The 26,910-nt window shown below is 67.8% G+C and carries 27 protein-coding genes and 1 pseudogene; 13 read left to right on the forward strand and 15 right to left on the reverse strand.

Going from position 1 to position 26,910, the window contains the following annotated elements; translation table 11 throughout:
• Together NBRGI_RS43560 and acpS are read left to right on the forward strand one after the other, a co-directional pair.
• A pseudogene (locus NBRGI_RS43560) lies at nt 1–4,049 on the forward strand (beta-ketoacyl synthase N-terminal-like domain-containing protein); the annotation flags it as partial.
• Between the two features lie 11 nt (nt 4,050–4,060).
• A complete protein-coding gene (gene acpS, locus NBRGI_RS08565) occupies nt 4,061–4,498 on the forward strand; it encodes a holo-ACP synthase AcpS (RefSeq protein ID WP_014982362.1) in 438 nt (145 codons plus the stop codon).
• Nucleotides 4,499–4,501: 3 nt separating this feature from the next.
• On the opposite strand, the gene NBRGI_RS08570 is transcribed toward acpS, so the two are convergent.
• Both NBRGI_RS08570 and NBRGI_RS08575 read right to left on the reverse strand, forming a co-directional pair.
• A complete protein-coding gene (locus NBRGI_RS08570; RefSeq protein ID WP_029894287.1) occupies nt 4,502–5,656 on the reverse strand; it encodes a PucR family transcriptional regulator in 1,155 nt (384 codons plus the stop codon).
• A gap of 131 nt (nt 5,657–5,787) precedes the next feature.
• Nucleotides 5,788–6,408 (reverse strand): TetR/AcrR family transcriptional regulator, encoded by a 621-nt coding sequence (locus NBRGI_RS08575; RefSeq protein ID WP_226887505.1) that lies wholly within the window; start codon nt 6,406–6,408, stop codon nt 5,788–5,790.
• 239 nt (nt 6,409–6,647) lie between these two features.
• Here NBRGI_RS08575 and NBRGI_RS08580 point away from each other — a divergent pair, with 239 nt between their 5' ends.
• Together NBRGI_RS08580 and NBRGI_RS08590 are read left to right on the forward strand one after the other, a co-directional pair.
• Nucleotides 6,648–7,925 (forward strand): hypothetical protein, encoded by a 1,278-nt coding sequence (locus NBRGI_RS08580; protein ID WP_148310745.1) that lies wholly within the window; start codon nt 6,648–6,650, stop codon nt 7,923–7,925.
• Nucleotides 7,926–9,127: 1,202 nt separating this feature from the next.
• Nucleotides 9,128–9,610: an Rv0361 family membrane protein gene (locus NBRGI_RS08590; RefSeq protein ID WP_029894293.1), complete on the forward strand. Its 483-nt coding sequence runs from the start codon at nt 9,128–9,130 to the stop codon at nt 9,608–9,610.
• Between the two features lie 18 nt (nt 9,611–9,628).
• Here the strand turns inward: NBRGI_RS08590 and NBRGI_RS08595 are convergent, their stop codons facing one another.
• From NBRGI_RS08595 to NBRGI_RS08605, 3 genes are read right to left on the reverse strand one after another with little or no spacing between them, the layout of a single operon-like run.
• A complete protein-coding gene (locus NBRGI_RS08595; RefSeq protein ID WP_148310746.1) occupies nt 9,629–10,090 on the reverse strand; it encodes a hypothetical protein in 462 nt (153 codons plus the stop codon).
• 40 nt (nt 10,091–10,130) lie between these two features.
• On the reverse strand, nt 10,131–10,889 hold the full coding sequence (locus NBRGI_RS08600) for an ABC transporter permease (RefSeq protein WP_029894297.1): 759 nt from the start codon (nt 10,887–10,889) through the stop codon (nt 10,131–10,133).
• Nucleotides 10,890–10,891: 2 nt separating this feature from the next.
• Nucleotides 10,892–11,848: a daunorubicin resistance protein DrrA family ABC transporter ATP-binding protein gene (locus NBRGI_RS08605; protein ID WP_029894299.1), complete on the reverse strand. Its 957-nt coding sequence runs from the start codon at nt 11,846–11,848 to the stop codon at nt 10,892–10,894.
• A 103-nt stretch (nt 11,849–11,951) separates the two neighbouring features.
• Here NBRGI_RS08605 and NBRGI_RS08610 point away from each other — a divergent pair, with 103 nt between their 5' ends.
• Nucleotides 11,952–12,692 (forward strand): TetR/AcrR family transcriptional regulator, encoded by a 741-nt coding sequence (locus NBRGI_RS08610; protein WP_029894301.1) that lies wholly within the window; start codon nt 11,952–11,954, stop codon nt 12,690–12,692.
• Between the two features lie 134 nt (nt 12,693–12,826).
• Here the strand turns inward: NBRGI_RS08610 and bcp are convergent, their stop codons facing one another.
• Nucleotides 12,827–13,300 (reverse strand): thioredoxin-dependent thiol peroxidase, encoded by a 474-nt coding sequence (bcp, locus tag NBRGI_RS08615; RefSeq protein ID WP_029894303.1) that lies wholly within the window; start codon nt 13,298–13,300, stop codon nt 12,827–12,829.
• Between the two features lie 240 nt (nt 13,301–13,540).
• Between bcp and NBRGI_RS08620 the strand changes: the two genes are divergently transcribed.
• Nucleotides 13,541–13,762, forward strand: a complete 222-nt coding sequence (locus NBRGI_RS08620; protein WP_014982372.1) for a DUF3618 domain-containing protein — start codon at nt 13,541–13,543, stop codon at nt 13,760–13,762.
• A 68-nt stretch (nt 13,763–13,830) separates the two neighbouring features.
• Here the strand turns inward: NBRGI_RS08620 and NBRGI_RS08625 are convergent, their stop codons facing one another.
• Nucleotides 13,831–14,127, reverse strand: a complete 297-nt coding sequence (locus NBRGI_RS08625; protein WP_014982373.1) for an excalibur calcium-binding domain-containing protein — start codon at nt 14,125–14,127, stop codon at nt 13,831–13,833.
• A 133-nt stretch (nt 14,128–14,260) separates the two neighbouring features.
• Nucleotides 14,261–15,238: a pirin family protein gene (locus tag NBRGI_RS08630; protein WP_029894305.1), complete on the reverse strand. Its 978-nt coding sequence runs from the start codon at nt 15,236–15,238 to the stop codon at nt 14,261–14,263.
• Nucleotides 15,239–15,297: 59 nt separating this feature from the next.
• Here NBRGI_RS08630 and NBRGI_RS08635 point away from each other — a divergent pair, with 59 nt between their 5' ends.
• Complete coding sequence (locus NBRGI_RS08635) at nt 15,298–15,768, forward strand: MarR family winged helix-turn-helix transcriptional regulator (protein WP_036558063.1); 471 nt, start codon at nt 15,298–15,300, stop codon at nt 15,766–15,768.
• Here the strand turns inward: NBRGI_RS08635 and NBRGI_RS08640 are convergent.
• The 3 genes from NBRGI_RS08640 to NBRGI_RS08650 form a co-directional block, all read right to left on the reverse strand.
• Nucleotides 15,765–16,244: a J-domain-containing protein gene (locus tag NBRGI_RS08640; protein WP_029894309.1), complete on the reverse strand. Its 480-nt coding sequence runs from the start codon at nt 16,242–16,244 to the stop codon at nt 15,765–15,767. The genes NBRGI_RS08635 and NBRGI_RS08640 overlap by 4 nt on opposite strands.
• 99 nt (nt 16,245–16,343) lie before the next feature.
• Entirely contained in the window at nt 16,344–16,658 is a 315-nt protein-coding gene (locus NBRGI_RS08645) for a hypothetical protein (RefSeq protein ID WP_029894312.1), read from the reverse strand.
• Between the two features lie 106 nt (nt 16,659–16,764).
• Entirely contained in the window at nt 16,765–17,352 is a 588-nt protein-coding gene (locus tag NBRGI_RS08650) for a transglycosylase SLT domain-containing protein (RefSeq protein WP_029894314.1), read from the reverse strand.
• Nucleotides 17,353–18,081: 729 nt separating this feature from the next.
• Here NBRGI_RS08650 and NBRGI_RS08660 point away from each other — a divergent pair.
• On the forward strand, nt 18,082–18,450 hold the full coding sequence (locus tag NBRGI_RS08660; RefSeq protein WP_029894316.1) for a chitin-binding domain-containing protein: 369 nt from the start codon (nt 18,082–18,084) through the stop codon (nt 18,448–18,450).
• 144 nt (nt 18,451–18,594) lie between these two features.
• Nucleotides 18,595–19,359: a class I SAM-dependent methyltransferase gene (locus NBRGI_RS08665; RefSeq protein WP_029894317.1), complete on the forward strand. Its 765-nt coding sequence runs from the start codon at nt 18,595–18,597 to the stop codon at nt 19,357–19,359.
• Here NBRGI_RS08665 and NBRGI_RS08670 read toward each other — a convergent pair.
• Nucleotides 19,333–20,139: a class I SAM-dependent methyltransferase gene (locus NBRGI_RS08670; RefSeq protein WP_235210897.1), complete on the reverse strand. Its 807-nt coding sequence runs from the start codon at nt 20,137–20,139 to the stop codon at nt 19,333–19,335. The genes NBRGI_RS08665 and NBRGI_RS08670 overlap by 27 nt on opposite strands.
• Before the next feature lie 161 nt (nt 20,140–20,300).
• Here NBRGI_RS08670 and NBRGI_RS08675 point away from each other — a divergent pair, with 161 nt between their 5' ends.
• Nucleotides 20,301–20,912 carry a class I SAM-dependent methyltransferase gene (locus NBRGI_RS08675; protein WP_051727620.1) on the forward strand — a complete coding sequence of 204 codons (612 nt, stop codon included), beginning with the start codon at nt 20,301–20,303 and terminating at the stop codon, nt 20,910–20,912.
• Nucleotides 20,913–20,935: 23 nt separating this feature from the next.
• On the opposite strand, the gene NBRGI_RS08680 is transcribed toward NBRGI_RS08675, so the two are convergent.
• Nucleotides 20,936–22,165 (reverse strand): MFS transporter, encoded by a 1,230-nt coding sequence (locus tag NBRGI_RS08680; protein ID WP_029894323.1) that lies wholly within the window; start codon nt 22,163–22,165, stop codon nt 20,936–20,938.
• Between the two features lie 126 nt (nt 22,166–22,291).
• On the opposite strand from NBRGI_RS08680, the gene NBRGI_RS08685 reads away from it, so the two are divergent.
• A complete protein-coding gene (locus NBRGI_RS08685; protein ID WP_200882143.1) occupies nt 22,292–22,840 on the forward strand; it encodes a TetR/AcrR family transcriptional regulator in 549 nt (182 codons plus the stop codon).
• A gap of 32 nt (nt 22,841–22,872) precedes the next feature.
• On the opposite strand, the gene NBRGI_RS08690 is transcribed toward NBRGI_RS08685, so the two are convergent.
• Together NBRGI_RS08690 and NBRGI_RS08695 are read right to left on the reverse strand one after the other, a co-directional pair.
• The gene (locus NBRGI_RS08690; protein ID WP_029894327.1) at nt 22,873–23,331 is read right to left on the reverse strand and encodes a nitroreductase family deazaflavin-dependent oxidoreductase; all 459 of its coding nucleotides are present in this window, start codon (nt 23,329–23,331) and stop codon (nt 22,873–22,875) included.
• A gap of 19 nt (nt 23,332–23,350) precedes the next feature.
• Nucleotides 23,351–25,582, reverse strand: coding sequence for a hypothetical protein (locus NBRGI_RS08695; protein WP_029894329.1), 2,232 nt, complete (start codon nt 25,580–25,582; stop codon nt 23,351–23,353).
• Nucleotides 25,583–25,730: 148 nt separating this feature from the next.
• Between NBRGI_RS08695 and NBRGI_RS08700 the strand changes: the two genes are divergently transcribed.
• Together NBRGI_RS08700 and NBRGI_RS08705 are read left to right on the forward strand one after the other, a co-directional pair.
• Nucleotides 25,731–26,210: a MarR family winged helix-turn-helix transcriptional regulator gene (locus NBRGI_RS08700; RefSeq protein ID WP_029894331.1), complete on the forward strand. Its 480-nt coding sequence runs from the start codon at nt 25,731–25,733 to the stop codon at nt 26,208–26,210.
• A gap of 254 nt (nt 26,211–26,464) precedes the next feature.
• On the forward strand, nt 26,465–26,902 hold the full coding sequence (locus NBRGI_RS08705; RefSeq protein WP_029894333.1) for a hypothetical protein: 438 nt from the start codon (nt 26,465–26,467) through the stop codon (nt 26,900–26,902).
• Nucleotides 26,903–26,910 lie beyond the last annotated feature (8 nt).

Raw genomic sequence — 26,910 nt, forward strand, 5'->3', positions numbered from 1 at the left:
ACGGCCGCGGCGCCCGTCGCGGCGGCGGCGCCGTCGCCGCACCGGCGCCGAGCTCCGGCGGCCCCCGCCCGGACGACATCGTCTTCACCGCCGCCGACGCCACCCGGGTGCTCATCGCGCTGTGGACGAAGCTGCGGCTGGATCAGATCGGCCCGGTCGACACCATCGAAGGCCTCTGCGACGGTGTGTCCTCGCGCCGCAACCAGCTGCTGGTCGACCTCGGTTCGGAGCTTTCGCTCGGCGCCATCGACGGCGCGGCGGACGCAGACATGGGTGCGCTCGCCGCGACCGTGGAGCGGCTCGCCCGCACCTACAAGCCGTTCGGCTCGGTGCTGACCGACTCGATCGGCGATCACCTGCGCAAGGTGTTCGGCCCGTCGGGCAAGCGCCCGGCCGCGATCGCCGAACGCGTGAAGAAGGTCTGGGAACTCGGTGACGGCTGGGCCAGCCACGTCACCGCCGAGGTCTCGCTCGGCACCCGCGAGGGCGCGAGCGTTCGCGGCGGCGAACTCGGCGGCCTGGTCGCCGGTTCGCTGGGTGACGGTGCCGCGGTGGACGCCGCCATCGACGCCGCCGTGCAGGCGGTCGCCGCGCGTCGCGGTGTCGCGGTGTCGTTGCCCTCGGCCGGTGGCGGCGGCGGTGCCACCGTCGACGCGGCCGCGCTCGGCGAGTTCACCGAGCAGATCACCGGACGGGACGGCGTGCTCGCCACGGCCGCCCGGGTGGTGCTCGATCAGCTCGGCCTGACCGAGCAGGTGTCCGCGCCGGAGGCGACCGACACCTCGCTGGTCGATCTGGTCTCGGCCGAATTGGGTTCGGACTGGCCGCGTTTGGTCGCGCCCGCGTTCGACGCGCGCAAGGCCGTGTTGCTCGACGACCGGTGGGCCACGGCCCGTGAGGACCTGGCCCGGCTGTGGCTCGGCAACGACGCCGAGACCGCGGCGCTGCCGGTGACCGGCTTCCTCGGTGCGGGTGAAGCCGTTGCCGCGCAGGCCAACTGGTGGCGCGAGCGGGCCAAGCACGAGGCCCGTTCGGTGCTGGCCGGGGTCTACGCGCAGATCGCCGAGGCCGCGCTGAGCACCGACGATCGCGGCATCTGGTCCGCCGATATCGCGGTGATCACCGGCGCGAGCAAGGGTTCCATCGCGGCCGCGGTGACCGGGCGACTGCTCGGCGGCGGCGCCACCGTCGTGGTGACCACCTCGGGTCTCGACGACGCCCGGCTCGCTTTCTACCGGAAGCTGTACCGCGACAACGCCCGGCACGGCGCGGCACTGTGGGTCGTGCCCGCCAACATGGCGTCCTACCAGGACATCGATGCGCTCATCGAGTGGATCGGCACCGAGCAGGTCGACAACGCCGGCGGCGCGAAGATCAAGACCAAGGACGCGATGACGCCGACCATGCTGCTGCCGTTCGCGGCGCCGCGGGTGGCCGGTGACCTGTCCGACGCCGGTGCGCGCGCGGAAATGGAGATGCGCGTGCTGCTCTGGTCGGTCGAGCGGCTGATCGGTGGGCTGTCGGTGCTCGGCGCCGACCACGACGTCGACGCGAAACTGCATGTGGTGCTGCCGGGTTCGCCCAACCGCGGCATGTTCGGCGGCGACGGCGCGTACGGCGAGTCGAAGGCCGCGCTGGACGCGGTGGTGGCCAAGTGGCGGGCGGAGAAGTCGTGGTCCGCGCGGGTCACCCTGGTGCACGCGCTGATCGGCTGGGTGCGCGGCACCGGGCTGATGGGGCACAACGATCCGATGGTCGCCGCGGTGGAAGAGGCCGGCGTGCAGACCTGGTCGACCACCGAGATGGCCGACGAGCTGCTCAAGTGGTGCACCTCGCGGGCGCGTCAGGTCACCCTGGCCGGCCCGCAGCAGATCGACCTGACCGGCGGATTGGCCAGGGCCAAGCTCGACCTGCCCGCACTGGCCAAACAGGCCGCGGAGCAGGCGGCCGCGGAGAACGCGGAAGCCGATGCGACCGCGACCATTCCGGCGCTGCCCGCACCGCCCGCGTTGACCTCGGTGCTGCCGGTGCCCGAATGGGGCACGGTCACCGCCGATCTCGCCGACATGGTGGTGATTGTCGGAGCCGGCGAGCTCGGCCCGTACGGCTCGGCGCGCACCCGGTTCGAGATGGAGGTCGAAGACCAGCTCTCGGCCGCGGGCGTGCTCGAACTCGCCTGGACCACCGGCCTGGTCACCTGGGAGAACGAGCCCAAGCCGGGCTGGTACGACGCCGAGACCGGTGACTACGTGCCGGAGTCGGAACTGGCCGAGAAGTACCACGACGTGGTGGTCGCGCGCTGCGGCGTGCGTCGCTACGGCGACGACGGCGCCATGGTCGACAACAGCGCGCCGCTGATGACCTCGGTGTTCCTCGATCAGGACCTGACCTTCACGGTCGGCGGCGAGGCCGAGGCCCGCGCCTTCCACGAGGCCGACCCCGAGCACACGGTGATCGTGCCGGTGCCGGATTCGGGCGACTGGACGGTGATCCGTAAGGCGGGCACCGAGATTCGGGTGCCGCGCCGGGCCAAGCTGTCGCGCACCGTCGGCGGCCAGATCCCCACCGGCTGGGATCCGACCGTCTGGGGCATCTCCGCGGAGATGGTGAACTCCATCGACCGCGTCGCCCTGTGGAACGTCGTCTGCACCGTGGACGCGTTCATCAGCTCCGGCTTCAGTCCGGCCGAGCTGATGAGCTGGGTGCACCCGAGCCAGGTCGCCAATACCCAGGGCACCGGCATGGGCGGCATGTCCTCGATGCGCTCGCTCTACATCGACAACCTGCTCGGCGAGTCGCGGGCCAACGACATCCTGCAGGAGGCGCTGCCGAACGTGGCGCTCGCGCACGTGGTGCAGGCCTACGTCGGCAGCTACGGCGCGATGGTGCACCCGGTGGCGGCGTGCGCCACGGCCGCGGTGTCGGTCGAGGAGGGCGTCGACAAGATCCGCCTCGGCAAGGCCGACCTGGTGGTGGCCGGCGGCTTCGACGATCTCGGTATCGAGGGCATCGTCGGCTTCGGTGACATGTCCGCCACCGCGGACTCGGCGGCCATGAGCGCCAAGGGCATCAGCGATCGGTACTTCTCCCGCGCCAACGACCGTCGCCGCGGCGGCTTCGTGGAATCGCAGGGTGGCGGCACCGTGCTGCTCGCCCGCGGTGACGTGGCGGTGGAGATGGGCCTGCCGGTGCTCGGCGTGGTCGCCTTCGCGCAGTCCTTCGCCGACGGCGTGCACACCTCCATCCCGGCGCCCGGTCTCGGTGCGCTCGGCGCGGGCCGCGGCGGGCGCGAGTCCCGGATCGCCGCCGAACTGCGCAAGCTCGGCGTCACCCCGGACGACATCGCGGTGCTGTCCAAGCACGACACCTCGACCGCGGCGAACGACCCCAACGAGTCCGAGCTGCACACCCGCTTGGCCACGGCCATCGGGCGGTCCGCCGGCGCGCCGCTGTTCGTCGTCTCGCAGAAGAGCCTGACCGGACACGCCAAGGGCGGCGCGGCCGCGTTCCAGCTGATCGGCCTGTGCCAGGTGCTGGAAAACGGTGTGGTGCCGCCGAACCGGAGTCTGGACTGTGTCGACGACAAGATGCAGGCCTACCCGCACCTGGTGTGGGCACGGGAGCCGCTGCGCTTCGGCGAGCGCTTCCCGCTGAAGGCGGGCCTGCTGACCTCGCTCGGCTTCGGGCACGTCAACGGGTTGCTCGCGGTGGTGCACCCGGAGGCGTTCATCCAGGCGATCGAGCCGTCCCGGCGGGAGGCCTACCAGCGGCAGGCGCAGGAGCGTCAGCTCGCGGGCCGGCAGCGCTTCGCCGAGGCCATGTGCGGCGGTGCGCCGCTGTACGAGCGCCCGGCCGACCGTCGCCTCGGCGGCGACGGCACCCCGGCCAAGCGGTCGCGGCAGCTCGAGGCCGACGTGTTGTTGTCGACCGAGGCGCGCCTCGGTGGTGACGGCGCATACCGGGCCGACGGCTTCGCGTGCGGTGCGGCGGTATCGGATGCGCAACTCGCGGCGGATGGTGCGCGCGCGAGCGGCCAGGGCGCGTCGTAGGCTCCCGCTCTATGACGATCCTCGGTATCGGCTTGGACTTGGTGACTGTCTCCGAGTTCGCCGAACAGCTCGAACGTGCCGGAACCACCATGCTCCGGGAAAGTTTCACCGCGGGCGAGCGACGCTACTGTCAGAGCAAGGGGACCGATCCGGCCCGCAGCTATGCGGCGCGGTGGGCGGCGAAGGAGGCGGTGCTCAAGGCTTGGGCATCGTCTCGGTTCGCCCGCCGTCCGCAGATCGGCGACAACCCCTACCCGCTGATCGAAGTGGTCAACGACGCGTGGGGCAGGCCGAGCATCAAGCTGCACGGCCTCGCCGCCGAATTCCTGCCGCGCGCAAGGGTTCACCTGTCGCTCACGCACGACGGCGACATGGCCGCCGCGATGGTGGTGCTGGAGGACCCGGGCGAACTGGCCGATCTGATCGCGGGCCGCGAAGGCCAGGGCTGACGATCAGTCCCGGTGGGTGCGCCGCAGCCGCCTGCGCTGCAGCGCCCACCACGCTTCCAGGGCGCGGTCGGGATCGGTGAGATCGATCCCGACCAGATCCTGGAAGCGGCGCAGCCGGTAGCGCACCGTATTGGTGTGCAGGCCCATCTCTTTCGCGGTGTGGTCCACCCGCATGCCGTTGCTCAGGTAGTGCTGTGCGGTGTCGAGCAGCGTTGCCGCGCTTTCGCTTTCACCCAGCGGCAGCAGATAGCGCCGATCGAGTTCCTCGCCCACCTCGCTGTCGGCCAGCACCGCCGGCAACAGCCCGAGGTCGGCCAGGGTGTGCACGCCGGTGAGCTCGAAGGCGTCGGCGGTCGCCATCGCGCGGGTGGCGCGCAGGAACGACGGTTCCATCCGGTCCAGCCGGGCGGCCGGGCCGATCCCGACCGCGGTCGGGAGCTCGACGGTCGGTGCCGCATCGACGATTCCGGCGATATCACCGTCGATGACCGCGAACAGCGCGTGCGGCCGATCACCCGCGGGCTCGAGCGCCCTGACCAACGCTTCGACCGGCACGGCGGCGCTCGGCCGGGCGCGCACCGCGTGATAGACGCGGAACGAGTCGAGGCCGTAACGCTCTGCCTGGACCCGGATTTCGGCGGCCGCGAGGGTGCCGAACAGGATCCCGCGCACCAGATCGGACCGGTGCTGCTGATCGTGCAGGGTCTGCTGGAACTCCACCTCGAGGTGCCCGCGTGCCACCGCGAGGATCGCCGAATCGGTCACGGCGAGAATGTCATTGGCCAGGTCGAGCAACTGCCGGTCGGTCAGCCCGAGTTTTCGGCCCATGGTGATGGTCTCGTCGGTCGCCACCCGCACCGCGAAGCGCCAGCCGTTGAACATCTCGTGCACCGGAATCCCTTGCCGGGCGCGTATTTTGCCGTGTTCGGTGAACAGTGCCAGCTCGGGCTCGGTCAGCTCGCTCTCGGCGGCGAGGGTGCGCAGCACCTGCTCGACGGTGCTGACCGCCGTCGGCAGGATCTCTTCGGTGTCCAGTCGCCCGTACGAGGGCACCTCGACGCGCATCCGTTCGATCGCGGTGGTGGTCAGGTCGGTGGCATGCGTGAGCAGCCGAGCCAGCAGGGCGCGGCGGTCCGCGGGGGTCGGACGAGTCGCCATTAACTGGAGGGTAACTCTCTTTTGGTCCGGCGACAAAGGGTGCGCCGGTTCGCCCGCCAGATTACGACAAACGGCATGATTGCGACGTGATCGCTCATGCAGTGTCCGCGGAACCGGGCGCGCCGCGACGGTCAGCGCTGGCTGGCCGAGCGCGATTCCTTCTCCGCGACCAGCAGATAGGCGACCATCAGCCGCTTGAGTTCCGACACCGCCTCGGCGTTGCTCTGCTCGTCCTGCACCGAGAAGTTCAGCATCGAGTAGACGACGTGCACCAGAACCTCGGCCATCATGGTGCGCCGCGCGCGGGGGGTGCGCGGCGTGAGGGGCCGCAGCATCTGCGCGACGACCTCGGCGAACTCCTTCTCGTGGATCGCGCCGGTGGCCCGCGTCGACGGGGTGGACTGCATCGCGAGCCACACCTCGCGCCGGGACGGGTCGGTCATCCACAGATTCGCCATGTGGTCGACGAACTGGTTCATGTGGCGCAGCCAGTCCAGCGACGGGATCTCGCCGTGGAAGTCGGCGAGCTCGCGCGAAACGGCCACGAGATCCTGCCGATTCAGCTCACAGACGATCACGTACTTGTTGGCGAAGAACTGGTACAGGGTGCCGATCGGCACCTCGGCTCTGGCCGCCACCTCTTCACAGGTGAACGATTCGAATCCGACCTCTACCAGCAGTTCTCTGGACGCCTGCAAGAGCGCGTCGAACTTTCGCTTGCTGCGTTCCTGCGTCGGCCGTCGCCGCGGCATGAGCTCCTGTGGGTCGTCCTGCAGCTCCAACGCAGGGTCCAGCCGTTGCTTCGACCTGGCCTCCGCGCGTACTTCCACGTATCCAGGCTAACGGTAGGGACACTCGCACGACACGCGCCGGGCATCTGCGTGTTCCTCTTCTGTCCGAATTCACCACCCATCCGGATCGAATTCGGCGTCGAACACATACCGAGCGCGCGTGGCTGCAGACGCGCGAAAGGATCAGGAAGGCGCGATCAGTGGTAGCTCGATCAGTGGTAACTCTCGGCGTCTCCACCGAACGTGGCGCCGTGCACGCGGTAGCTTTCGCCGACACCGGCTCCCGGCTACCCGAGCGCGTGCTGCTGCATCGGGTGCGGCGTACGCACAGCGACAGCAAGGCCGAACTGGCGGAAGCGGTCGAGACGGCGATGGACGAACTCGCCGCCGAACTCGGTCCCGAGCACGAGATCGCCGGCGCCGCGGTCACCTACCGGGACGCGGCCGAGCGGCGCGCGATCGTCACCAGGCTGGCGAGCGGGCGATGGCACACGGCCTCGCTGGTGTCGTCGAAATCGGCCCACCTCAGCGTGGCGGCCGTGATGACCTGGCTCGACGAGTTCGACGACCTGCTGATCTGTGAGGTCGTGCCGGGGTATCAGGCCTTCACGCTGGTCGATCGGGAGCGGCGCCGGATCGTCGCGGCGACCAGTCAGTCCGGCGGCGCGACCGCCGAGGCGATGGGCGCCGCGGTCACCGCGGCCTGGGACCAGTTCGAGGCGGCCGCGGTCCGGCCCGACGCGGTGGTGCTGATCGGTTCCGCCGCAGGCAAACCCGCGGTGGTCGCGGCCGTGGACGGCTTCGGCGCGCCGGTGATTCCGTGCAAGACGGCTTCGGCCGCGTCCGCCGCGGGTGCGGCGCTGTACGCGATGGCCGATCTGGACGAGTTCGGCCTCGCACCGGAGAAGGTGCGGCGGGTGCGCGGCGGTACGGCGGTGTTCGCGGCGGCCAGCGTGCTCGCGGGAGGTCTCGTGGTAGGCGGGGTCTACGTCGCCGGTGGTTCGTCGCGCACGCTGCCCGGTGCGGTCGTGAAGGACGCGCACGTCACCGCCGAGTCCAAGATGGTCGCGGGCGGGCCGGGGGGCGCGACCGGCGAGGATCGCGGGGGCGACGGCCCGGTGCTCGATCGGCGCGTGCCGGTTTCCGCGCACGTCCCGGATCTGACGGTGGTGACCATCGATCCGGCGGACCTCGGGCCGCAGTACTCCACGCAGCGGTGGGGCAGCGGACTGGAGCATCCGGAGCCGCTGCTCGCGGAGGGTGCGGCGCACGAGGCCGAGACCAACGCGGTCGCCCCGTTGACCTCGGGTTCCGGCATGCTCCCGGGGACGAACAAGGTCGGCGCGCCCAACGGTGCGCTGCTGTTCCCCGGCGAGACCCCGCCGCCGGCCGCTTTCACCCCCGAGTCCTACGCGTGGTGGGACAACCACTTCCGCATGATGTTGCAGTGGGCGGCCCAGCAGTTCTCGCCCGTGTAAACAGCGCAATGTCGACGGCCCGGTGCTTCGCCAGCACCGGGCCGTTCTCATGTGCCGCGTTCGCAGTGGGCTGTGTGGATGCCCGTGCCCATATAGTTTGCTAAAGTGTTGCCACAACGATCCTCTTGATCGTCTTCGTTGGTGGGTAGGTGGGGGATTCCTTGGGGGGTATTTGTGGATTTACTTAGCCAGAGAGCCATTTCGGGAGTTGCTACCGGCTTGGTAGCCATCGTTACCGATCGGTCGCTGAATGTAAGCCGATGCGCGCCTGTTCCCGCTCGTCCGCTCCCTTGGCGTCGACACCTTCGGGTCGCCACGGCTGTTGTCGCCGTGGTCCTGCTGGTCTGGGGTTGCGTGGTGGTGATCCTCCGTCCGCCGCTCGCGGCTGCTCAGCCCGACATTCCGTGTGAGCAGTGGCAGCAGATGCATCCCGGTTGGCCGTGTATCCCCGTGCCCAAGCCTCCGCCGCCGGGGCCGCCGACCGGGCCACCGACCACGCCGCCTGCGTCGGCGCCCGTGCTGCCGGGTCAGCCGCCCGGTGCCACCACTGGCGGCAGTAGGGCTGGAGCCCTCACGCCCCCGCCGGTCGGTCCGGGCAACGGCACGCCGATAGTGCCGGTACCGGGAGCGTCGCCTCCTGCGCTGCCCGGCAACTCACCGTCACCTCCGGTCGGCGTGCCGGTGCCGACGCGACCCTTGCCGCCGGAACGTGTACCACCTGCCGTGGAACAGACGCCGGCGCCACCGAGTATCCCGGTGCCTGTTCGGCAAGCAGCCCTGTGCCCGCTCGGGCGAAACCCCGACGGCAGCTGCCGCGGTCACAGTGCGCTCAATGGCTCGGGCGAGAAGGTTGAAATACCCGACGACTATATTTATGACCCGGACTGCGCGCGCGTACCCTCGGGGCGAACCTGCAATAGTTGGGTCTATATGCACGACTACTGCTCGGGCTCGCCCGACCAGCTGCCCAGCCCTGGTGCGAACGCAGACTTCCGGGGGCCTTGTGCGCGCCATGATCAATGCTTGGAACGCGGCGGGACGAACAATTTCTGCAACAATCAGCTGTACGCCGACATGATGCAGAATTGCGCGTACACCTATGGCACTTTGGATCCGCGCTACGAGCTCTGCCGGAAGAATGCCGAAGTGTACTGGACCGTCGTCACCGCCATCCAACCGCCCTTGCCTGGAAAGAATGGAACATGGTAGCGCTCACCAAGACCGTGTCGCGGATATTGATCGTGGCGGCTCTCGCCGCCGTCCCGCTGGGTTGTTCGAACGACGACGCGGCGCCTGATGATCGCCGGGTTCTCGAAGAGCGTGACCAGAAAGTCGATCAAGCGACTCGGGGGCAGATATCCACGGTCACCGATCGAGCGATCGGTGCATACAACAACGGCGACCTGACCGCTTTGCTGAATATCTCGTGCGGTCAGTTGAAATCGGAATTGGAGCGGACTGGCCCGGAGGCATTCGCTGACGAAGCGAAATCGGATACCGCGGCACGCGGTCCCGGGAACGTCACCGATGTCTCGGATGTCAAGGTGGTCGGCAATGTGGGCAGCGCGGCGGTGACCGTGCGATACGCACGCTACGTGGAAGGCTTGGACTCGGACAACAGTGTCAGGTTCTCGGCGGTCTATCAAAAGGACGCCGAGGTATGGCGACTCTGTGGGCTGAACTGAGTGCTGTCGGCTGAGTTGTCAGCGACGTTTCAGTGCATACGTGACGCTCAGCGATAGCGTCACGCAGATCAGCCACAGCAGAATATCCAGTGTGCTGGCGACGACCAGTGGCATATTGAAATAGACCAGGGATTCCGGTGGGTTGACCAGTGCATGATCGGAGAAAACGAGTTCGTCGTGTCCTGTTGTTGCGAATATCGCCTTGAATATTTGCAGGACACCTGATATGGCGGCCGCCGCCGAGATCGCCACAGACCGTCCGCGGCCGACAATCGGTCGCCTGATCAGTATCGCTGAAATCCAGAGCACGGCCGCGATCGCGAGCAGTGTCGTAAATGTCGCCACCAGGTAGGCGGTCAGCGATTCCCATTTCGGCAACGACGAGAGGCGTACGGCCACAACGCCGACGAGTATCGCGATGCATAAGACGGTCCGTATCCTACTGATGGATTTCGGTCCCGCAGAGACAGGCGCGGCCATATCGGAAAGCGTACCACCGCGCCATTTCGTCGCCGCAGTCTCAGTTCGTCGTGCGGCGGCGAAACAATGCGCCCGCGGCGAAATAGCCTGCTGTTCCGATGCCTGCGCACCACAGGACGGCCAGCCATGCGCTGTTCCCGATCGGGGTATCGAGCAGCAGGCCGCGCATGGTTTCGGTCACCGGGGTCACCGGTTGATGCTCGGCGAACCGGTGCAGCCAGCTCGGCATCGACTGCGGGGGTACGAATGCGCTGCTCACGTAGGGCAGGAACATGAAGAAGAAGGTCGCTGCGTTCGCGGCCTCCGGATTCTTCGCCAGCGCGCCCAACGCCGCCGCCACCCACGACAGAGCGAGTACGAACAGCGCGATGATGCCGTAGGCGGCCAGCCAGCGCAGCGGGTCGGCGGTAGGCCGGAAGCCGATCGCGACCGCCACGCCGATCACGATCGTCGTGGTGATCAGGTTGCGCAGCAGACTTTCCACGACGTGCCCGGTGAGCACCGAGGATCGCGCGATGGCCATGGTCCGGAAGCGGTCGATGATGCCGTTGTCCAGATCGGTGGACAGGCTGACCGCCGTTGTCGCCGAACCGAATCCGGCACACAACAGGATGATGCCCGGCACGATGTAGTCGACATAGGCGGTGCCGACGTTCATCGCGCCGCCGAACACGTAGACGAACATCAGCAGGATCACGACGGGTAGCGCGATCGTCACGATCATCGAGTCGGGACTGCGCAGGGTATGGCGCAGATTGCGGCTCAGCATGGTGGCCGAATCCTGCACGACGGTCGACATGGTCACAGCGCTACCGCCTTCTGCACAGTGGGATGCCCGGTGAGCGCGAAGAACACGTCATCGAGGTCGGGGGTGTGGATGGCGAGACCTTCGATGGTGATCGCCTGGTCATCGAACCGATCGAGCAGCTGTTTGAGGGTGCCGACACTGCCGTCCGAGGGCACCAGCAACTTCAGCTGGTCGACATCGATCTCGGCGTCCGGTACTGCCCGCGCGGCGGCGGCCAGTCCCGCCCGATCCGCGAACGACAGTTGGATGTGCCCGCCGGGCGCGAGCTGTTTCAGGTCGGCCGCCGTGCCCTGCGCGACGATCTTTCCGTTGTGCAGCACCGCGATTCGGTCGGCGAGCTGATCGGCCTCCTCCAGATACTGGGTGGTGAGGAAGATCGTCACGCCGTCGGTGACCAGATCTCGGATCACCTGCCACAACTCTCGGCGGCTGCGTGGGTCCAGGCCGGTGGTCGGTTCGTCCAGAAAGATGATCCGCGGTTGGCCCATCAGGCTCATCGCCAGGTCGAGCCGTCGGCGCATCCCGCCGGAATAGGTCGCGACGCGCGCGGCGCCGGCCTCGGTGAGATCGAACCGGGCGAGTAGCCGGGTCGTCCGGCGCGCGGATTCTCGGCTGCTCAGATGCAGCAGGCGGCCCATCAGGCGCAGGTTCTCCGCTCCGGTGAGTACCTCGTCCACGGCGGAGTACTGGCCGGTGACCCCGATGAGCTTGCGCACGGCGTCGGGTTCACGGGCCAGATCGTGACCGGCGACGCGGATCTCGCCGCCATCGGCGCGGGCCAGCGTCGCGAGGATGCGGACCATAGTCGTCTTGCCCGCTCCGTTCGGGCCGAGCAGCGCGAAGACCGTGCCTGCCGCGACTTCGAGGTCGATACCGGCCAGCACCTCCCGGCTGCCGAAGGCTTTGGTCAACCCGCTGATGCTGACGGCGGGGATGGATGGAACTGTCATAGTGTTCCTCGGATCGAAACTGTGTATGCGATAAACTTTGTTTAGATAGTACGCAGTTTTCGACGCGGGGCAAGAGGTGCTGCAGAGAAAGAGGTCGACAGTGATGGACACCCCGGAGACGAGTGGCGCGGAGGTGCTGGCCAAATCGTTCGCCCTGCTGTGGGGAATGGACGAGCAGGGCACCCGCGGGCCGAAACGCGGGCTCAGCCTCGATCAGGTGATCGACGCGGCCATCGAGGTGGCCGATGCCGAAGGGGTGGGCGCGCTATCGATGAGCCGCGTCGCGAAGCATCTCGGTTTCACCGCGATGTCGCTGTACCGCTATGTGGACAGCAAGGACACGCTGCTCGCGCTCGTGTCGGACCGGGTGCTCGGGCAGCCGCCGGAGCTGCCGGTCGGCCAGGGCTGGCGGGTCGGTATCGAGGCCTGGGCCTGGGCCGAGGTCAAGCAGATCCGGCGGCATCCGTGGTTCCTGAGTCTGCCGCTGGCGACGCCGCCGGTGGGGCCGTGCAATATGGCCTGGCTCGACGCGGGCCTGGCGACCTTCGCCGACAGCGCGGTGCCCGAATCGACCAAACTGCAACTGGTCATGAATGTTTCGCTGTACGTGCTCGGACGCCTTCGGGTGGCGCGCGAAATGGGCGGCGACGACGAAGACAACGACGAGTACCCGGCCATGCTGAGCCGGGTCCTCGACCCCCAACGCTTCCCCGCCCTGACCCGAGCCCTCGCCGCCCAAGCCTTCGACGAGGTGGACGCCGACTGGGACGACGCCGACTTCGCCTTCGGCCTGGCCCGCCTCCTGGACGGCTACGAACAATTCATCCGCTCCGTCGAGGCGTAGGGCTGGACCGACGCCGCCGACCAGCTCGCGATCTGATCAGCGGCGTTCTTCGACAGCGCCCCCGGACCTTCCCGAGCCGGCTTCCCCATCCCCACGGCAACCTGCCAAATAGCGCGATCGGTCATCGCGGTCGGTCAGACCGAGAGGTCGCGGCGGAGTTTGGCTACGTGGCCGGTGGCGCGGACGTTGTATTGGGCGACCTCGATTTTGCCGTTCTCGTCGACGAGGAAGGTGGAGCGGATCACGCCGGTGACGGTTTTGCCGTACATGGTCTTTTCGCCGAAGGCGCCCCAGGCGGTGAGCACGGACTTGTCGGGGTCCGACAGCAGGGGGAAGGTGAGTTGTTCGGCGTCGCGGAACTTGGCCAGCTTCGCGGGCTTGTCCGGCGAGATGCCGAGCACGGTGATGCCCGCGCCGTCGAGTTCGGCGAGGTTGTCCCGGAAGTCGCAGGCCTGCTTGGTGCAGCCGGGGGTGCTCGCGGCCGGGTAGAAGTACACGATCACCTTGCGGCCGCGGTAGTCGGCGAGCGACACGTCCTTGCCGTCGGCGTCGGGCAACGTGAAATCGGGGGCGGCATCACCGGGGGAGAGTCGTTGGTTGTCGGTCACGTCTTGCACGGTAATCGAAGGCTCGGACAGTCCGGGGACAGACAGAACGACACTGGCGATTACGACAGGCCCGCGCCCGCGGACCCGCGCGACACTTGTCGGGACCGACAGGGCACCGCGCGCTCGAGCGAACTACGACCGGACCGATAGACTCGTCCGGGAGCTGAGGGTGACCCGCGACGGCCGAACACGCACGCGATTCGAGCCCCGGCGCGCATATCAAATACAGGAGGCCGGAACGTGGCAAAGGACACCGAGCGGATCGAGCAGGAGATCGAGGCTGCGCGCACACGGTTGGCGAGCACGCTCGACGAGCTCGCGGTGCGTGCCGATCCGCAGCGGATCGCCAGCGACAGCAAGCAGATCGTGTTGCGAAAGCTGAACGAGCCCAAGGTGAAGTACAGCCTGCTCGGCGCGGCGGCGCTGGTCGTCGGGCTGGTGCTGCTCAAGATCTTCCGCTGATTCGTCGAACCCCGAACAGCAGAACACCCGGTGCGTACGTCACACCGGGTGTTCGTTTTTCACGGGTATCAGACCGTGGGGCAGGCGAACCCGTCACCATCTGGATCCAGGTGCGGACCGTAGCCCGGCTCGCCGCGAAAGAGCGGCGCCCGGCCGGCGGCCTTGGCGTCTTCGCAGTTGGCGAAAGCGCCACCCGCGGAACCGGTCTGCGTCAGACCGGCCGAACCGGTCGCGGCCGATCCGGTGTCGACGGCGGACGATCCGGTTCCGGAGGAACCCGAGGGAGGCTGCGCCCCTGCGGTCGGCGCCGCAAGTAGGGTCAGTCCCGCGACGGCAGCGCTGAAGGTAAGCCGGCGAACGTTCATGTATTCCTCTAAATAGTTGCTGCGATGGATAGGCGTCCGACCGGACGCCGCATCCACTGTTGTGACGGCTCGCCCTCTTGTCAACCGCGTCGCCGGAGAACTAGGGCATTAGGGGATCGGTCCGCAGCTGCGCTCACTCACCGAGCCGATGGCCCGCCAGATGCTCTGCCGGGATGTTTCCCATGCGTCCGGCCTGGTAGTCGTCCATCGCCTGGATGATTTCGGCGCGGGTGTTCATCACGAACGGCCCGTATTGCACGACCGGTTCCCGGATCGGCTGGCCACCGAGCAGCAACACTTCCAACTCGCCGCTTCGATTGTGTTGCGCCGCATCGGCACTCACGGTGATGGTGTCACCTTGACCGAATACCGCCAGTTGGCCCTCGCGCACCGGCCTGCGTTCCGCGCCGACGGTGCCGGTGCCGGACAGGATGTAGGCCATCGCCGTGAAGTGCTGCGGCCAAGGCGTTTCCAGCTGTCCGCCGGGGCTGATCGAGGCGTGTGCGTAGGCGATCGGGGTGTAGGTGGAGCCGGGCCCCTCGAAACCGCCGACCGAGCCCGCGATGAGCCGGACCAGCGCGCCGCCGTCGTGCGAGGTGACCAGCGTCAGTTCGCTACCGCGCAGATCCTGATAGCGCGGCTTAGCGAATTTGAGTGCGCGCGGCAGGTTCACCCACAGTTGGATGCCGTGGAACCAGCCACCCGCGACGACCAGTTCTTCGGCGGGCAGCTCGTCGTGCAGGATGCCGGAGCCTGCGGTCATCCACTGGGTGTCGCCCTCGCCGATCACACCGCCGCCGCCGTTGGAGTCGTGGTGCACCATGGTGCCGTCCATGACATAGGTGACGGTCTCGAAGCCGCGGTGCGGATGCCACGGTGCGCCTTTGGCCTCGTGCGGTTCGTAGGCGACCGGACCCATCTGGTCGAGCAGGATGAACGGATCGGCGGTGCGCAGGTCCATGCTCGGGAAGGGCCTGCGTACCTCGAAGCCCGCGCCTTCGCGCTGCTTGGGGGCGCTGACCACGCTGCGCACGGCACGGTCGCGCATGGTCTCGGTGCGGCGGGGCAGGCGCGGCAGCACCATGATGTCGGGGACGGTGATGGCGGGCATCGTGACCTCCTGAGCGGGTTGGTGTCCATGTCAACCAACTGGGACTAGACTTCATTCCCATGGAGTGGCTCAGTGATGAGGAGCAGGTGACGTGGACGGCGTACGTCCGCATGCGGCAGCGGCTGGACGCGGCATTGGCCGCGGGCTTGGCCAAGGACGGCGTGTCCGCGGCAGACTATGAGCTGATGGTCGCGCTCTCGGCCGCGCCGGGTGACTGCTTACGGGCCAAGGATCTCGCGGCCGAGGTCTGCTGGGAGAAGAGCAGGCTGTCCAAGCATTTGGCGCGGATGGACGCGCGCGGACTCGTCGATCGGCAGCCGGTGGCCGAGGACGCCCGCGGCGTACTCGTCCAGCTGACTCCGGCGGGCCGCCGCCTGCTCGAACGCGCGGCCCCCAATCACGTGCGGTTGGTCCGCGAGATATTCATCGATTGTGTGGATCCCGCTGAGGCCGAAGCGATTCAGGCGCTCTCGGACAAGGTCGTCACCGCGGTCGAGGAATCCTCGGTCGGCGCCCGTCAGGCGTCCTAGCGGCCGAAGAGCCGACGCCACCAGCTGACGCCGGACTGCGCGGGCGGCGACGCCGGGGCGGGTGCCGGACGCTGCGGCTTGCGCCGTCCGGCGCGCCACTGCTCGACGATCTCTTCGGTGTCCACCGGTGCGACCCGCACGTACGGACCGTGCGGCAGGCGCAACCAGTCGACGACGCGCTTGTTGAGCTCGCGCACGGTCTCCCGGACGGCGCGCTCGGACTGCAGTTCGCGCACGGTCTGCGGCAGCCGTTCGATATCGCGGCGCAGCAGGATCGACGGCGGCAGCAGCGCGTCGCCGCTCACGCCCTCCTTGCGGAGATAGCCCTTCAGCCACCAGTTCTCGTCGTCGCTACCGCGCGGGATCGGCTTGCCCGCGCCGGGCAGGTTCTGGAATTCGCCGCGCTCGGTCGCCTCGCGGATCTGCTTGTCGATCCACGATTCGAAATCGAGGCTCGCGGGCTTGCGCTCGGTCATAGCGGTCTCCATCACGTCGTCGTCGACGGCGGGTCTATGGCACCAGCGTACCGAATCGTCCTCAGCGCTGCTGAAACCGCTGCTGCGCAAGGTCTTTCGCTACGACCACGGCGTGATGGGCGGCTTCACCCAGAGCAGCTTCTCGTCGGTGTTCGCGCGCTGCGCGGCCGGATGGCCCGGGTTCCGCGCGGCCCATTCGTCCTTGTCCGTCAGCAGTGCCGCGACGGTGCCCCAGGTCTCCTCGGTGCTCGGCGGGTTGGTCTCGGCGGCCCTGGCGAGCTTGCGGCGCGTCGCGGCCGGCATCGCCAGCAGTTCCGGTCCGGTGATGCCCCGCTGCCAGATATAGCCCGCGAGGCGTTTGGCTTTTTCGGCGCGGCTCTTGGCCGCCGCGTCGCTGTGCGCGTAATCGGTCATCGCGGAAGTCCAAAGGGTCGGGTGATGAACGACCCTAGTCGCAGGTCGGCACGGACGCGACGACGCCTCCCCGCCGGCGGCGCGGGAAGGCGTCGGTCTGTGTGGCTCAGTACGCGCCGTGCACGTTGTCCATCGAGCCGTAGGTGCGCGCCGCGTAATTGCAGGCGGCGGCGATGTTGGCGACCGGGTCGTAGATGTCCCAGGAGGTGCCTTCGACGTGGTACGCCCGGAAGGTCGGATCGATCACCTGGAGCAGGCCCTTGGACGGGATGCCCGCGGCGGCGTTGGAGTCCCACAGATTGATCGCCTGCGGGTTTCCGGTGGATTCGCGCATCACGTTGCGCAGGATGCCGTCGTAGCTGCCCGGGATGTTGTTGGCCGCCATGATGTCGAGCGCCTGGCGGATCCAGCCGTCCAGGTTGTCCGGGTAGGTGGGCGCGGGCATCGGCGCCGGGATCGGCTCGGGCTCGGGTGCGGGGAGTGGGGCGGGCATGGGCGCCGGGAGGGCCGCGGCGACGGGTTGGGCGGCCAGGTGCCGGTCGGCGACCAGCGCGATGCGAGACGGGACGCTGTCGTCGGCCACCGAGACGGCGGAGGAGGCGGCCACGGCGACGATGCCGGCTGCGGCGATCGCGATGGTGCAACCCTCGCGGAGCGACGAGCGGCGGAGCTGGAAAAGGCGTCTGTCAGGCATTGCGAAATCGGTTCCTTTGTCGGGGACAGGTTTCGATCCGGGCGCGCGCGGGCAGCGCGGATCCGAGGCGGGGCGCGCGGGTCGGCGCTCGCCGGGACGGGCTGATGTGCTTTTGTGGGGTTTTGTTGTGCGGGACGTCCTGGTCCCGAAAACGCGACGCGTTCAGTGCGGCGATGCCGGGGCGCTCACTGCGAGCCCGGCCGCGATGTCGCGGGGAACTCCGCATCCTCGATGCGGAGAAAGTGGCGGAAGGTTGGGTTCGCGGGTCCGTTGCCGGATCCCGATCCGCCGACCGCGGCGGGCATGGTGCCTACCGTTGCGGTCGTTTTCCGAATGTGGGTGAACAACTCCTCGGTGTAACCAAACTCCAGGTCGCTTCTTGACCTGATCGCAGAATGGTCACAGATGGTTAACGCAGGGTGAACGAAAGGCGAATGGAAGATGCTACCGATCTTGGAATGCGCCCTCGGTAGTTGCCGAACCGTTACCTAAGCAGGGAGTTTGCTGCTAAACCGATTGTGCGACACGTCACAGAAGTTTTCGGCTAACGAATCCGTTTTCGGTTGCCGCATAGGGTAATGGTCCGGATCGGGGCCCGTGGTAAACCAGCGGCATCGGTCGGTTCCCCCGGTTGTCGCCCGGGGAAGTCCGATCCAGCGTGTGCGTGAAGCCGAATACAGGGGAGTAGCTAACCGTCGACACCTCGTTACCGGGGTAGATAGGACTGCCGTGAAGATCCGAACCGCCCCCGTGTGCCGTGCGGGCGTGCTCGTCGCCGGGGCCGCGACCGCAGCGTTGCCGTCTCTGGGTGTCGCTTTGCTCACCCTGACGACCATGGCGGCGGTCGATCTGCCCGACGCGGCGGGCCGGGGCGCGGTGATCAGGCAATATGCGGTCGTGCCGCTGGAGGCGGGCGTCGATTTCTGTCAGGACGCGAACAAAGACGAGGGGTACTACGCCGACCCTGACGACGACGCGGTGTTCTACCGCTGCCTCGATTCCGCGAACCGCCGCATGGCGACCCTGCACTTTCGCTGCCTCGATCAAGCCCGCTACGACGCGCAGCGTTCGGTCTGCGTGGTGCGTCGGCCGTACTGACCGGTCGCTCGTGAAATCTGCTGTGCCACAACGTGGACAGCGGGTTACGTGCGAATATTCGCTTTCCCCGGTGCGACCGCCGAGGCAGGATGGGCGCCGGTGGGCTGATCGGCTCGCCCGCGGCCGACCGGTGGGAGCGTGGTCATGGACTGGGTGCAACCGTTCTTCGAGACCGCCCCGCTCTGGTGGGGTCCACAGACGGTGCAGGAGAAAGACTTTCAGCGCGCGGACGCGATCGCCCGGTTGGCTGGTCCCGGTGTACGGCGGGTCCTGGAACTCGGCGCGGGCAGCGGCCTCACCGCGGCCGTCACGGCAGATCGGGGCTACTCGGTGGTCGCGGTCGAATTGAGTGCGACGCGTGCGCGGCAGGCCGCGGAACTGGTCGAGGGACGTGATCTACGGGTGGTCGAGGGCGACTTCTACACCGTCGACCTCGAGGGGCGGTTCGACTGCGTGGTCTATTGGAACGGTTTCGGCATCGGCACCGACGCCGAGCAGCGCACCCTGCTGCGCCGGGTCGGCGAGGAATGGCTCGCGGCGGGCGGCCGCATGATCGTGGACGTGTTCAGCCCGTGGAAATGGGCGCGGATCGCGGGTGAGCTCGAATACGACACCTACACCATCGATCTCGCCAATTCGAACGACTACGACCCGGTGGCCGGTCGTTTCAACGACCGCTGGTGGCCCGTCGGCCGAGAGGCGGAAGCTCTCGATCAGTTCGGTCGCTGCTACACCCCCGCAGACCTGCTGCTGCTCGTGGAAGGCACCGGCCTGACCGTCGAGCGGATGGAGCTGGACGGGGTGGAAATCCGTGCCGATCAACGGCATTCGGCGCAGCATCCGCTGTGGGAGGCCTGGGAGTATCGAGCGGTGCTGCGGCAGTCAGTCCCGGCCGACCGTCTCGAATAGGTTGAGCCGGTAGGTCTTCACCGGCGTCGTCCAGCCGAAGGCTTTGAGGCCGTAGCGGTATCGGGTCGGCCAGGTCCGGGCGACGGCGGGCTGGGGCGTGGCGAAGGTGCGTGACTCGCGTAGTCGCAGACCGCACTGTTCGAGGTCCGCGGGGTCGTCGCAGATCCATTTCATCCGTGCGGGAACCGCTTTGAACACCGGATTGCGATCCTGGCTGTTCATCATCATGGTCCCGCCGGTGTCGATTGCCAGTGGACTCGCCGGGAACGTCGCGGCGAACCGTTTCAGCGTGGTGCGCACTTGCTCGTCGGGGAAGTAGAGAAGCACCGCCTCGCTCAGCAGGAACACCGGTCCGGACCGCTCGGTGATCTGTGCGTACCAGTCCGTGTCGAAGATCGATCCGGCGATCATGGTGTAGCGCTCGCCGTCGTCGAAGAACTTGCGCCGCAACGCCATCGTGTCCGCGACGTCGAGATCGAACCAGCGAAGCCGGCCGTTGTCCAGGCGATCGAACCTGGTCGACAGGCCGCAGCCCAGGTCGACGACGGTGCCCTCGGGATGCTCGCGCAGGAACCCGCGCACGTACTCGTCGAAGATCGAGGCCCGCAGCACCGATCCGGCGAGTGACGGTCCGCGGAACTTGGCGAAGTCGTAGTCGATCGACTCGACGAGTTCGATCGCCTTGCGGTCGTGCAACACGCTCCGGCGCTGCCGGGCGTCGAGCGCTCGCCCGTACAGCGGGATCAGCAGCGTTTCCTGGACTTCGCCCAACGACACCATTTCGGCCACATGCGGAGCGTAACTTAGGTTAACCTAACCGTCTAGTGTCTCGGTGGTCAGGTCCCGTTTGCGATCGTCGGTTCGACTGTGCCGCAATGCAAATGGAGGAGTAAGGTGAACCTTATCGACTCCTTTGTGAGGTGCGTATGTCGACTACCTGGGTGGATACCCTGTTACGGCAAACACGACGATTAGGCGAGTTCCCCTACCCCCACCAGGCCGCGTTCCTGCTGGACAACCCCGTGCGCCGGTTCATCTCGAATCCGCGGTCGGTGATCGAACGGCTCGAGCTGGCCGGGACCGAACAGGTCTTGGAAATCGGGCCCGGCCCCGGCTTCTACAGCCTCGAACTGGCCAGGGAACTCACCGGCGGAAGGCTCGAGCTCTTCGATATCCAGCCGCAGATGCTGGACAAAGTGCGCCGCAAACTCGACCGGGCGGGCTGCGTCAACGTGGGATTCCACAGCGGTGACGCGGGCGCCGGTCTGCCCTTCGCCGACGGGCAATTCGATCTCGCGTTCCTCGCGGCGGTGATCGGTGAGGTCCCGGACCGCGCCGCCTGCGTGCGCGCCCTCGCACGCGTCGTCAAACCCGGCGGCCAACTCGTCTTCTACGAGTACTTCCCCGATCCGGACCGCTTGAGCGCGCCAGAGTTGCGGGAGCTGGCCGAGCCGGAGGGTTTTTCCTTCCGTGACGACCGCGGCGACCGATGGAGCGACCTCATTCGCTTCACCCGTGTCGCGTCGCCCAGCACCGCTGCCGAACCCGAATAGCGCTTCCCGGCAGCACCTTTCGGTCAACCGGCGCACGGCGCCGTGGCAGGTGCCGGTGCGACGGGCCGCGTCGGCATCGCGCGGAAGGTGCGGTGGCATACGGCGGCGAGCGCGAGCAACACCGCGCCCGCTGCCGCCGCGACCCAGAATCCCGCGTTCGCGCCGTGCGCGTCGATGATCGGCCCTGCGGCCGCGGGACCGATCGCGATGCCGAAACCGAGTCCGGCCGTGGACCAGGTGAGCGCTTCGGTGAGTGCGTGCGGCGGGACGGCGACCTCGATGAGTTGGGCCGCGAGGATCAGGGTGGGCGCGAAGAACATTCCGGCGATCAGCACCGTGACCGACAGTGCCGGAATGGATGTCACGAACAGCAGCGGCAGCGTCATCAGTGCGGTGGCGACGATGCCGAGCGCCAGGAGCTGCCCGATCGGCCGAGTGAGTTTCGCTGTGCCGAAAAGGAATCCGGCAACGCACGAACCGATGGCGTAGACCGACAACACGATACTGGCCGCCGCGGGCTGCCCCTGTGCACCGGCGAAAGCGATACTCGCCACATCGATCGTGCCCGCAATGGTGCCCATCGCGACCATCACGATCGTCACGGTCCAGACCGCCCGGTTCCCGAGCGCGCTGAACAGCGACGGCCGTTCACGCACCGCGGTGCGCACGGGTTCGGTGTCTCGCTGCGCGGCCAGCCACAGTGTTCCGGTGAGCAGCAGCAGGCCCGCCACCAGCGGTCCTGCCTGCGGGAACAGTGCGACGCTCAGTCCGAGTGACACCTGCGGTCCGACGATGAAGCAGACCTCGTCCAGCACCGTCTCCCAGGCGAACGCGGTGTGCAGGATCGGCGAATTACGGTGCAGCTCTGTCCATCTGGCTCGCACCAGAGCGGGAGCGCTGGGTGCGATGCCTGCTGCGGCCGCCAGTGCGAACAGTAGTTGATCCGGTCCGTGCAGGGCTGAGGTCAGCAGCAGTGCCGCCAGAGCGGACGTGCTCAGCAGGGCTGCCGCGGGTATCACTCGTCGTTGTCCGAGGCGGTCCACCAGGCGCGAGACCTGTGGTGCGGCGAGTGCCATCGAGACCGCGTAGGTCGCGGCGAGTGCGCCCGCCAGGGCGAAACTGCCACTGGTCTGCGACACCATCGTGATGAGTCCGATGCCGACCATGGACAGCGGCATGCGGGCGAGCAGGCCGGCGGTGGTCAGTGCTGCGGCTCCCGGCGAACGGAACAGTTCGCGATAGGAGTTGACCATGGGTCTCCCTTCGATGGGCGCCGCTCGAGCTTCACATACGGCGCGTATGTGAAGGCAAGCTATTTGACATACGTCGCGTACGTCAATAGCTTGGCCGCTGTGGGAACGAGCCGTTCACGAGCGGATATGCTCGAAGAGACGCGGGTGAAGCTGCTGGCGGCCGCCCGTGCACACTTCGGCGAGCACGGCTATGCCGACACCTCCATGGACGACCTCACCGCGTCCGTAGGCCTTACCCGTGGCGCCCTCTACCACCACTTCGGCGGCAAGAACGGCCTGCTCGCCGCGGTGGTGGACACCCTCGACGCCGAGTTGGACGCTGAGCTGAACCGGCTGTCCGCGGCCGAGCCGGACCCGCTCGTCGCGCTCGAAAAGCGTTGCCGCGCCGACCTCGAGGTCTCGGCGCGTCCGGATATTCAACGCATTCTGTTCCAGGACGCGCCGGCGGTGCTCGGTCGCACGGTCGACGCGGACCACAGCCACTGTGTCGAGTCGATGTCGGCGCTCATCGAGCGGGCGCAGGCCGAGGGGATGGTCGCCGCCGAGGTCGAACCCCGCAGCCTCGCTGTGCTCATCAACGGTGCGCTGATCGATGCGTCCCGCTGGATCGCCACTACGCCCGCCCCGGAAAACGCCCGTCGTCAGGACGAAACCCTCACCGAGTCTCGGTTTTGATCCGGGCGCTGCGGCTGAAGTAGAGCCCGGCGTCAGTGCACCTGCAGCGTCAGCTCGACCATGGGTAAGGTGCTCGCCGGGGCGCCGGTGGCTCGTTCGATGGTGACGCGCAGGTTCTTCCAGGCGCGGGGATGGCGTGCGCTGTAGCGTTCGAGTGCGGCGGCCGATTCCGCTGCGGTCATCGGCGTTGCGGTGGCGGGGACCGCGCGTTTCGTGCCCGTGGAGACGCGCACCCGGGGCTCGGCCTGAATGTTGCGGTACCACTGGGCTTTCGCGCCGAACCCGGACACCACGATGTAGCGGTGGGTCGAAGGGCGGTCGACGACCTCGAGCACCACGAATCGTGCTGCGCCGCTGCGGCGTCCGATGTGCTGGAGCATCAGTAGGCGAGTGCCGAACAGGAATCCGAGACCCGCGCGGTAGAGCAGGATCGGCGCACGCACCGCCCAACGGGTCTGCAACATGCGGGCACCGAAGTCGGCGATAGACATGGTTACTCCTCCAGGCTGGTCACGACACCGCGGTCAGTTCGCGTTCGGGCTCGTCGGGTGTCCGGTGTTCCGATGGCGTGGCACCGATGTCGAGCCGTCGCCGGTGGGCCCAATGCAGCCAGCACATTCCGGCGAGGCCGGCCAGTGCGGCGGCGAGACCGGCCTGCCAGGCCGAAGGCCGCCAGGTGAGGATCAGTTCGGCGTTCTCGGTGCCTGCCGGAATATGCACCGACACAAAGGTTCCCGCGAGCTTGCCGACGGCCAGGTCGCGCCCGCCGAGCGTCGCCTGGTAGCCGGGCCAAGCCAATCGGGCGAAGACGACCCGCCCGCCGTGTGCCGAGGAGACGCGAATGCGACTGGTGACGCTGGTGCGTTCGGTCGAGATCGCGGTGGCGCCCTGCGCGTCGGCGATCAAGCCGTTGCGGGTGGACAGCAGTCCGTCGGTGCGTTCGAGCACCCAGATGTAACGTTCGTGCCCCGGATAGTCGACCCACCGCCAGCCGGGCGGCGGGGGAGTGCGGCCGATCTCCGGATACTGCGCGCGTTGCAGGACCACGCGATCGACTTTCATCAAATCGACAATCGTTCTGCCCGTGACTGGTTCGACCGCGAACGCGCGGCGATACGCGTCCGGGCAGGTGCTCCCGTCCCAGCCCATGCACAGCAGCGCGCTGAACGCGGCGTGCCCGATCGGGGTGTAGGCGTTGACGTAGTCCAGGTTCATGTTCTTGGCGTAGTTGCCGAAAGCCAGTGAGCTGTAGGCGCCCGCCAGCGACTTGTCCTCGGGCCGGAGCAGTCCGCGGTCGGCGAGTTGCAGTGTGACTCCGTCGAATCGGGGAAACGCCGCCTGCATCGCTGAGCGTCGTTCGGGGAACCCGTATGACAGCGGTGTCGGCGGTGCGCCGCTCACCTGACAGTAGGCGATCGGGAACATCGCGACGATGGCCAGCACGCAGGCCATCGCCACACCCCGGGTGCGGATCAGCCAGACCGTCGCCGCCCCCAGCGCGGCGACGGCCACGGCCGCGACGAGATGCCACACGACCTGGTGCGGCCCCGCGGAGAACGACCGCACGAACAGTAGTCCGATCAGCACCGCGGCGGCGACCCCTCGACGCCGCCACTGCTCGACAGTGCCGTGGCGGCTGAGCAATACGCACACCAGCACCAGCAGTGCGATCGCCACCATCGGCAGCACCCGCGCGGGCCAGCGCAGCGGGCCGATCTGCCCGGGCCCCGCGCACCACATCAGCACGGCGGTCGCGAAGAGCGCCACCCCGCTCAGTTGGCGCGCCGAGGCCCGTGCCGCACGCCAGTCGATGAACGCCAGGGCGGGAACGAGGAACCACGCGATGTAGACCATCGGTAGCGGTTGGACGTAACCCCACCAGCCGGTGAACGCCGGAACCGTGCTCGGCAGACTGGCATTGAGCGATTCCGACCACGGCACCGTGAGGAACGGATCGTTGAGGATGCGCTCGTCGCCGCGCCAGGTGATCGGCGAGGCGAGCACGCTCGGTAGATAGGTCGCGAGTCCGGCGAGTCCCGCGCAGCTCGCCGCGAGCAGCAGCCTTGTCGTCGGCGCCCATCGTCGTTGGTAGAGCACCTCGCCCGCCGCCACCGCGACGATCATCAAGGCGGCTTCCACCGCGGGGAACACGTACTGCACTGAAATCGCCAGGTACAGAAAGACAACGGTCGGTATCGGTCCGCTGCGACCGCGCGCGTAGCGCACCGCGGACGCCCAGGCGTGCACCATCCAGGCCGTGCCGGTGAGCGAAGTGGCCCAACTGGATTCGTCGAAGAACAGAAACCAGCCGCTCAGCGGAAAGGCCACACCCGCCACCGCCGCCCACTGCGGCCGGGAACCGTAGGCGAGGCAGATCCGGAAGACCCCGAGCGCGGCGATGATCGAGAAGACCAGTTTCACCGCGGTGGCGTAGGCGGCGATGTTGTCGAACGAGGGCGCGAGCACGTCGACCAGAAGCTGCGGCGGGTTGTAGATCCCCGCTTCCTCCAGCGAGTAGTTGCCCGACATCCACTCCCACGGCACCAGCGCCGGGAACCGGCCCTCCCGCAGGTAGCGGCCCATCATGACCCACATGGGCGCGTACTGGGCTTCGGTGTCGTCGGTGTAGAAATGCCGCGGATTGCCCAGCAGCACAGCCGCGTAGCCCAGCACCACGCCGAGCGTGGTCACCGCCGCCCAGATGCGAACGTCCGCTCGCGATTCGTCCGCCGCCTCTGACATCACGACTTCGAGACCTTACCGGATAGGGGCATTGTGCAACAGTTGCTATGTGCAATATTTCTGCCGCGCCGACTCGATATACCTCTCATTCGTCGCGGGCGGGCCGCAGGATGGGAGAATTGGCGCTCACCGCAACCAAAGGGAACTGATGAGCCGCCGAACCGAGGAATCGGTCGATGAGATCACCGAGGCGCTGCTGACGGCGTCGCGAGTGTTGGTCGCGCTGTCGGCCCGGTCGATCGCCTCCGTCGACGACACGATCACCATCCCGCAATTCCGGACGCTGGTCATCCTTTCCACGCGCGGGCCCTCCAACGTGGCGGCGCTCGCCGGCATTCTGGGGGTGCGACCGTCCACGGCGACGCGCATGGTCGATCGCCTCGTCGCCGCGGAGCTGATCGATCGCAAGCCCAATCCGAATTCCCGTCGCGAGCTGATCGTCGAGTTGACCGCTCGCGGGCACGAGATCGTCGCCGCCGTGACCGACCGCCGCCGCGAGGAAATCGCCGTCGTGGTCGCCGAATTGCCGGAAGCCGACCGGCACGGGCTGGTGCACGCCCTCACCGCGTTCGCCGCGGCCGGTGGCGCCACCCACGGCATCGCCGACATCGAGAGCTACCAGCTGTGAACCGATAGGGGTTGCGGGACAAATTCGTTCGTTCGCCCGCACGGCGCGCCGATCGGGCACGGAGGTCACGTTATCCGGTGTGATCGGGCCAATTGTGTTGAATTCGTGGAGATTTCGGGCAGGGTTGGCGTGGCGCGCAGCGTGTCCGCCGTGCCCCCGAAACCGGGGTATTGAACGCCTGGGAGGGGTGGGGGACAGTTCGCAGTGTTCCCGAATTTTTCCGGGAAATTCATTGTTTTAGAGGGGATTTCATCGTGTTGAAGAACAGACCGGTCGCCGTCGCGGCGATGATCGGCGCGCTGGCCACCGGTATTGCACTGGGTGCACCGCAGGCGGGTGCCGCCGTCACCTACGTCGGTGTCGAGCGCGGGCAGAGTTTCGGTAGCTCCGAGTCCGCCCTGGGCGCCGGTTGCTCGTATTCGGTCATCGCGAAGACGGACCCGGGCCAGGAAGTGGTCTTCCTCGACGAGGCCGACGGGCGCATGGTCCGGGGCGCGTTCCAGCCGGCCGTCGTGGTCGCGGATGCTTCCGGCGTGGCACGCACCACGTGGATTCCGCCGCAGCGGGGTCAGCACCACATCTGGGTGGTCGAGTACCGGTCGGAGGAAGACTACGACGCGTATTCCCACGACACCCCGTTCCCGATCGGGACCGGGATCAGCGTCGGACCCGCGTGCGTCGTCCTGCCGTGATTCGCTGA

The organism is Nocardia brasiliensis IFM 10847 (assembly GCF_000710915.1).
In the GTDB taxonomy this organism is placed as follows: Bacteria; Actinomycetota; Actinomycetes; order Mycobacteriales; family Mycobacteriaceae; genus Nocardia; species Nocardia brasiliensis_A.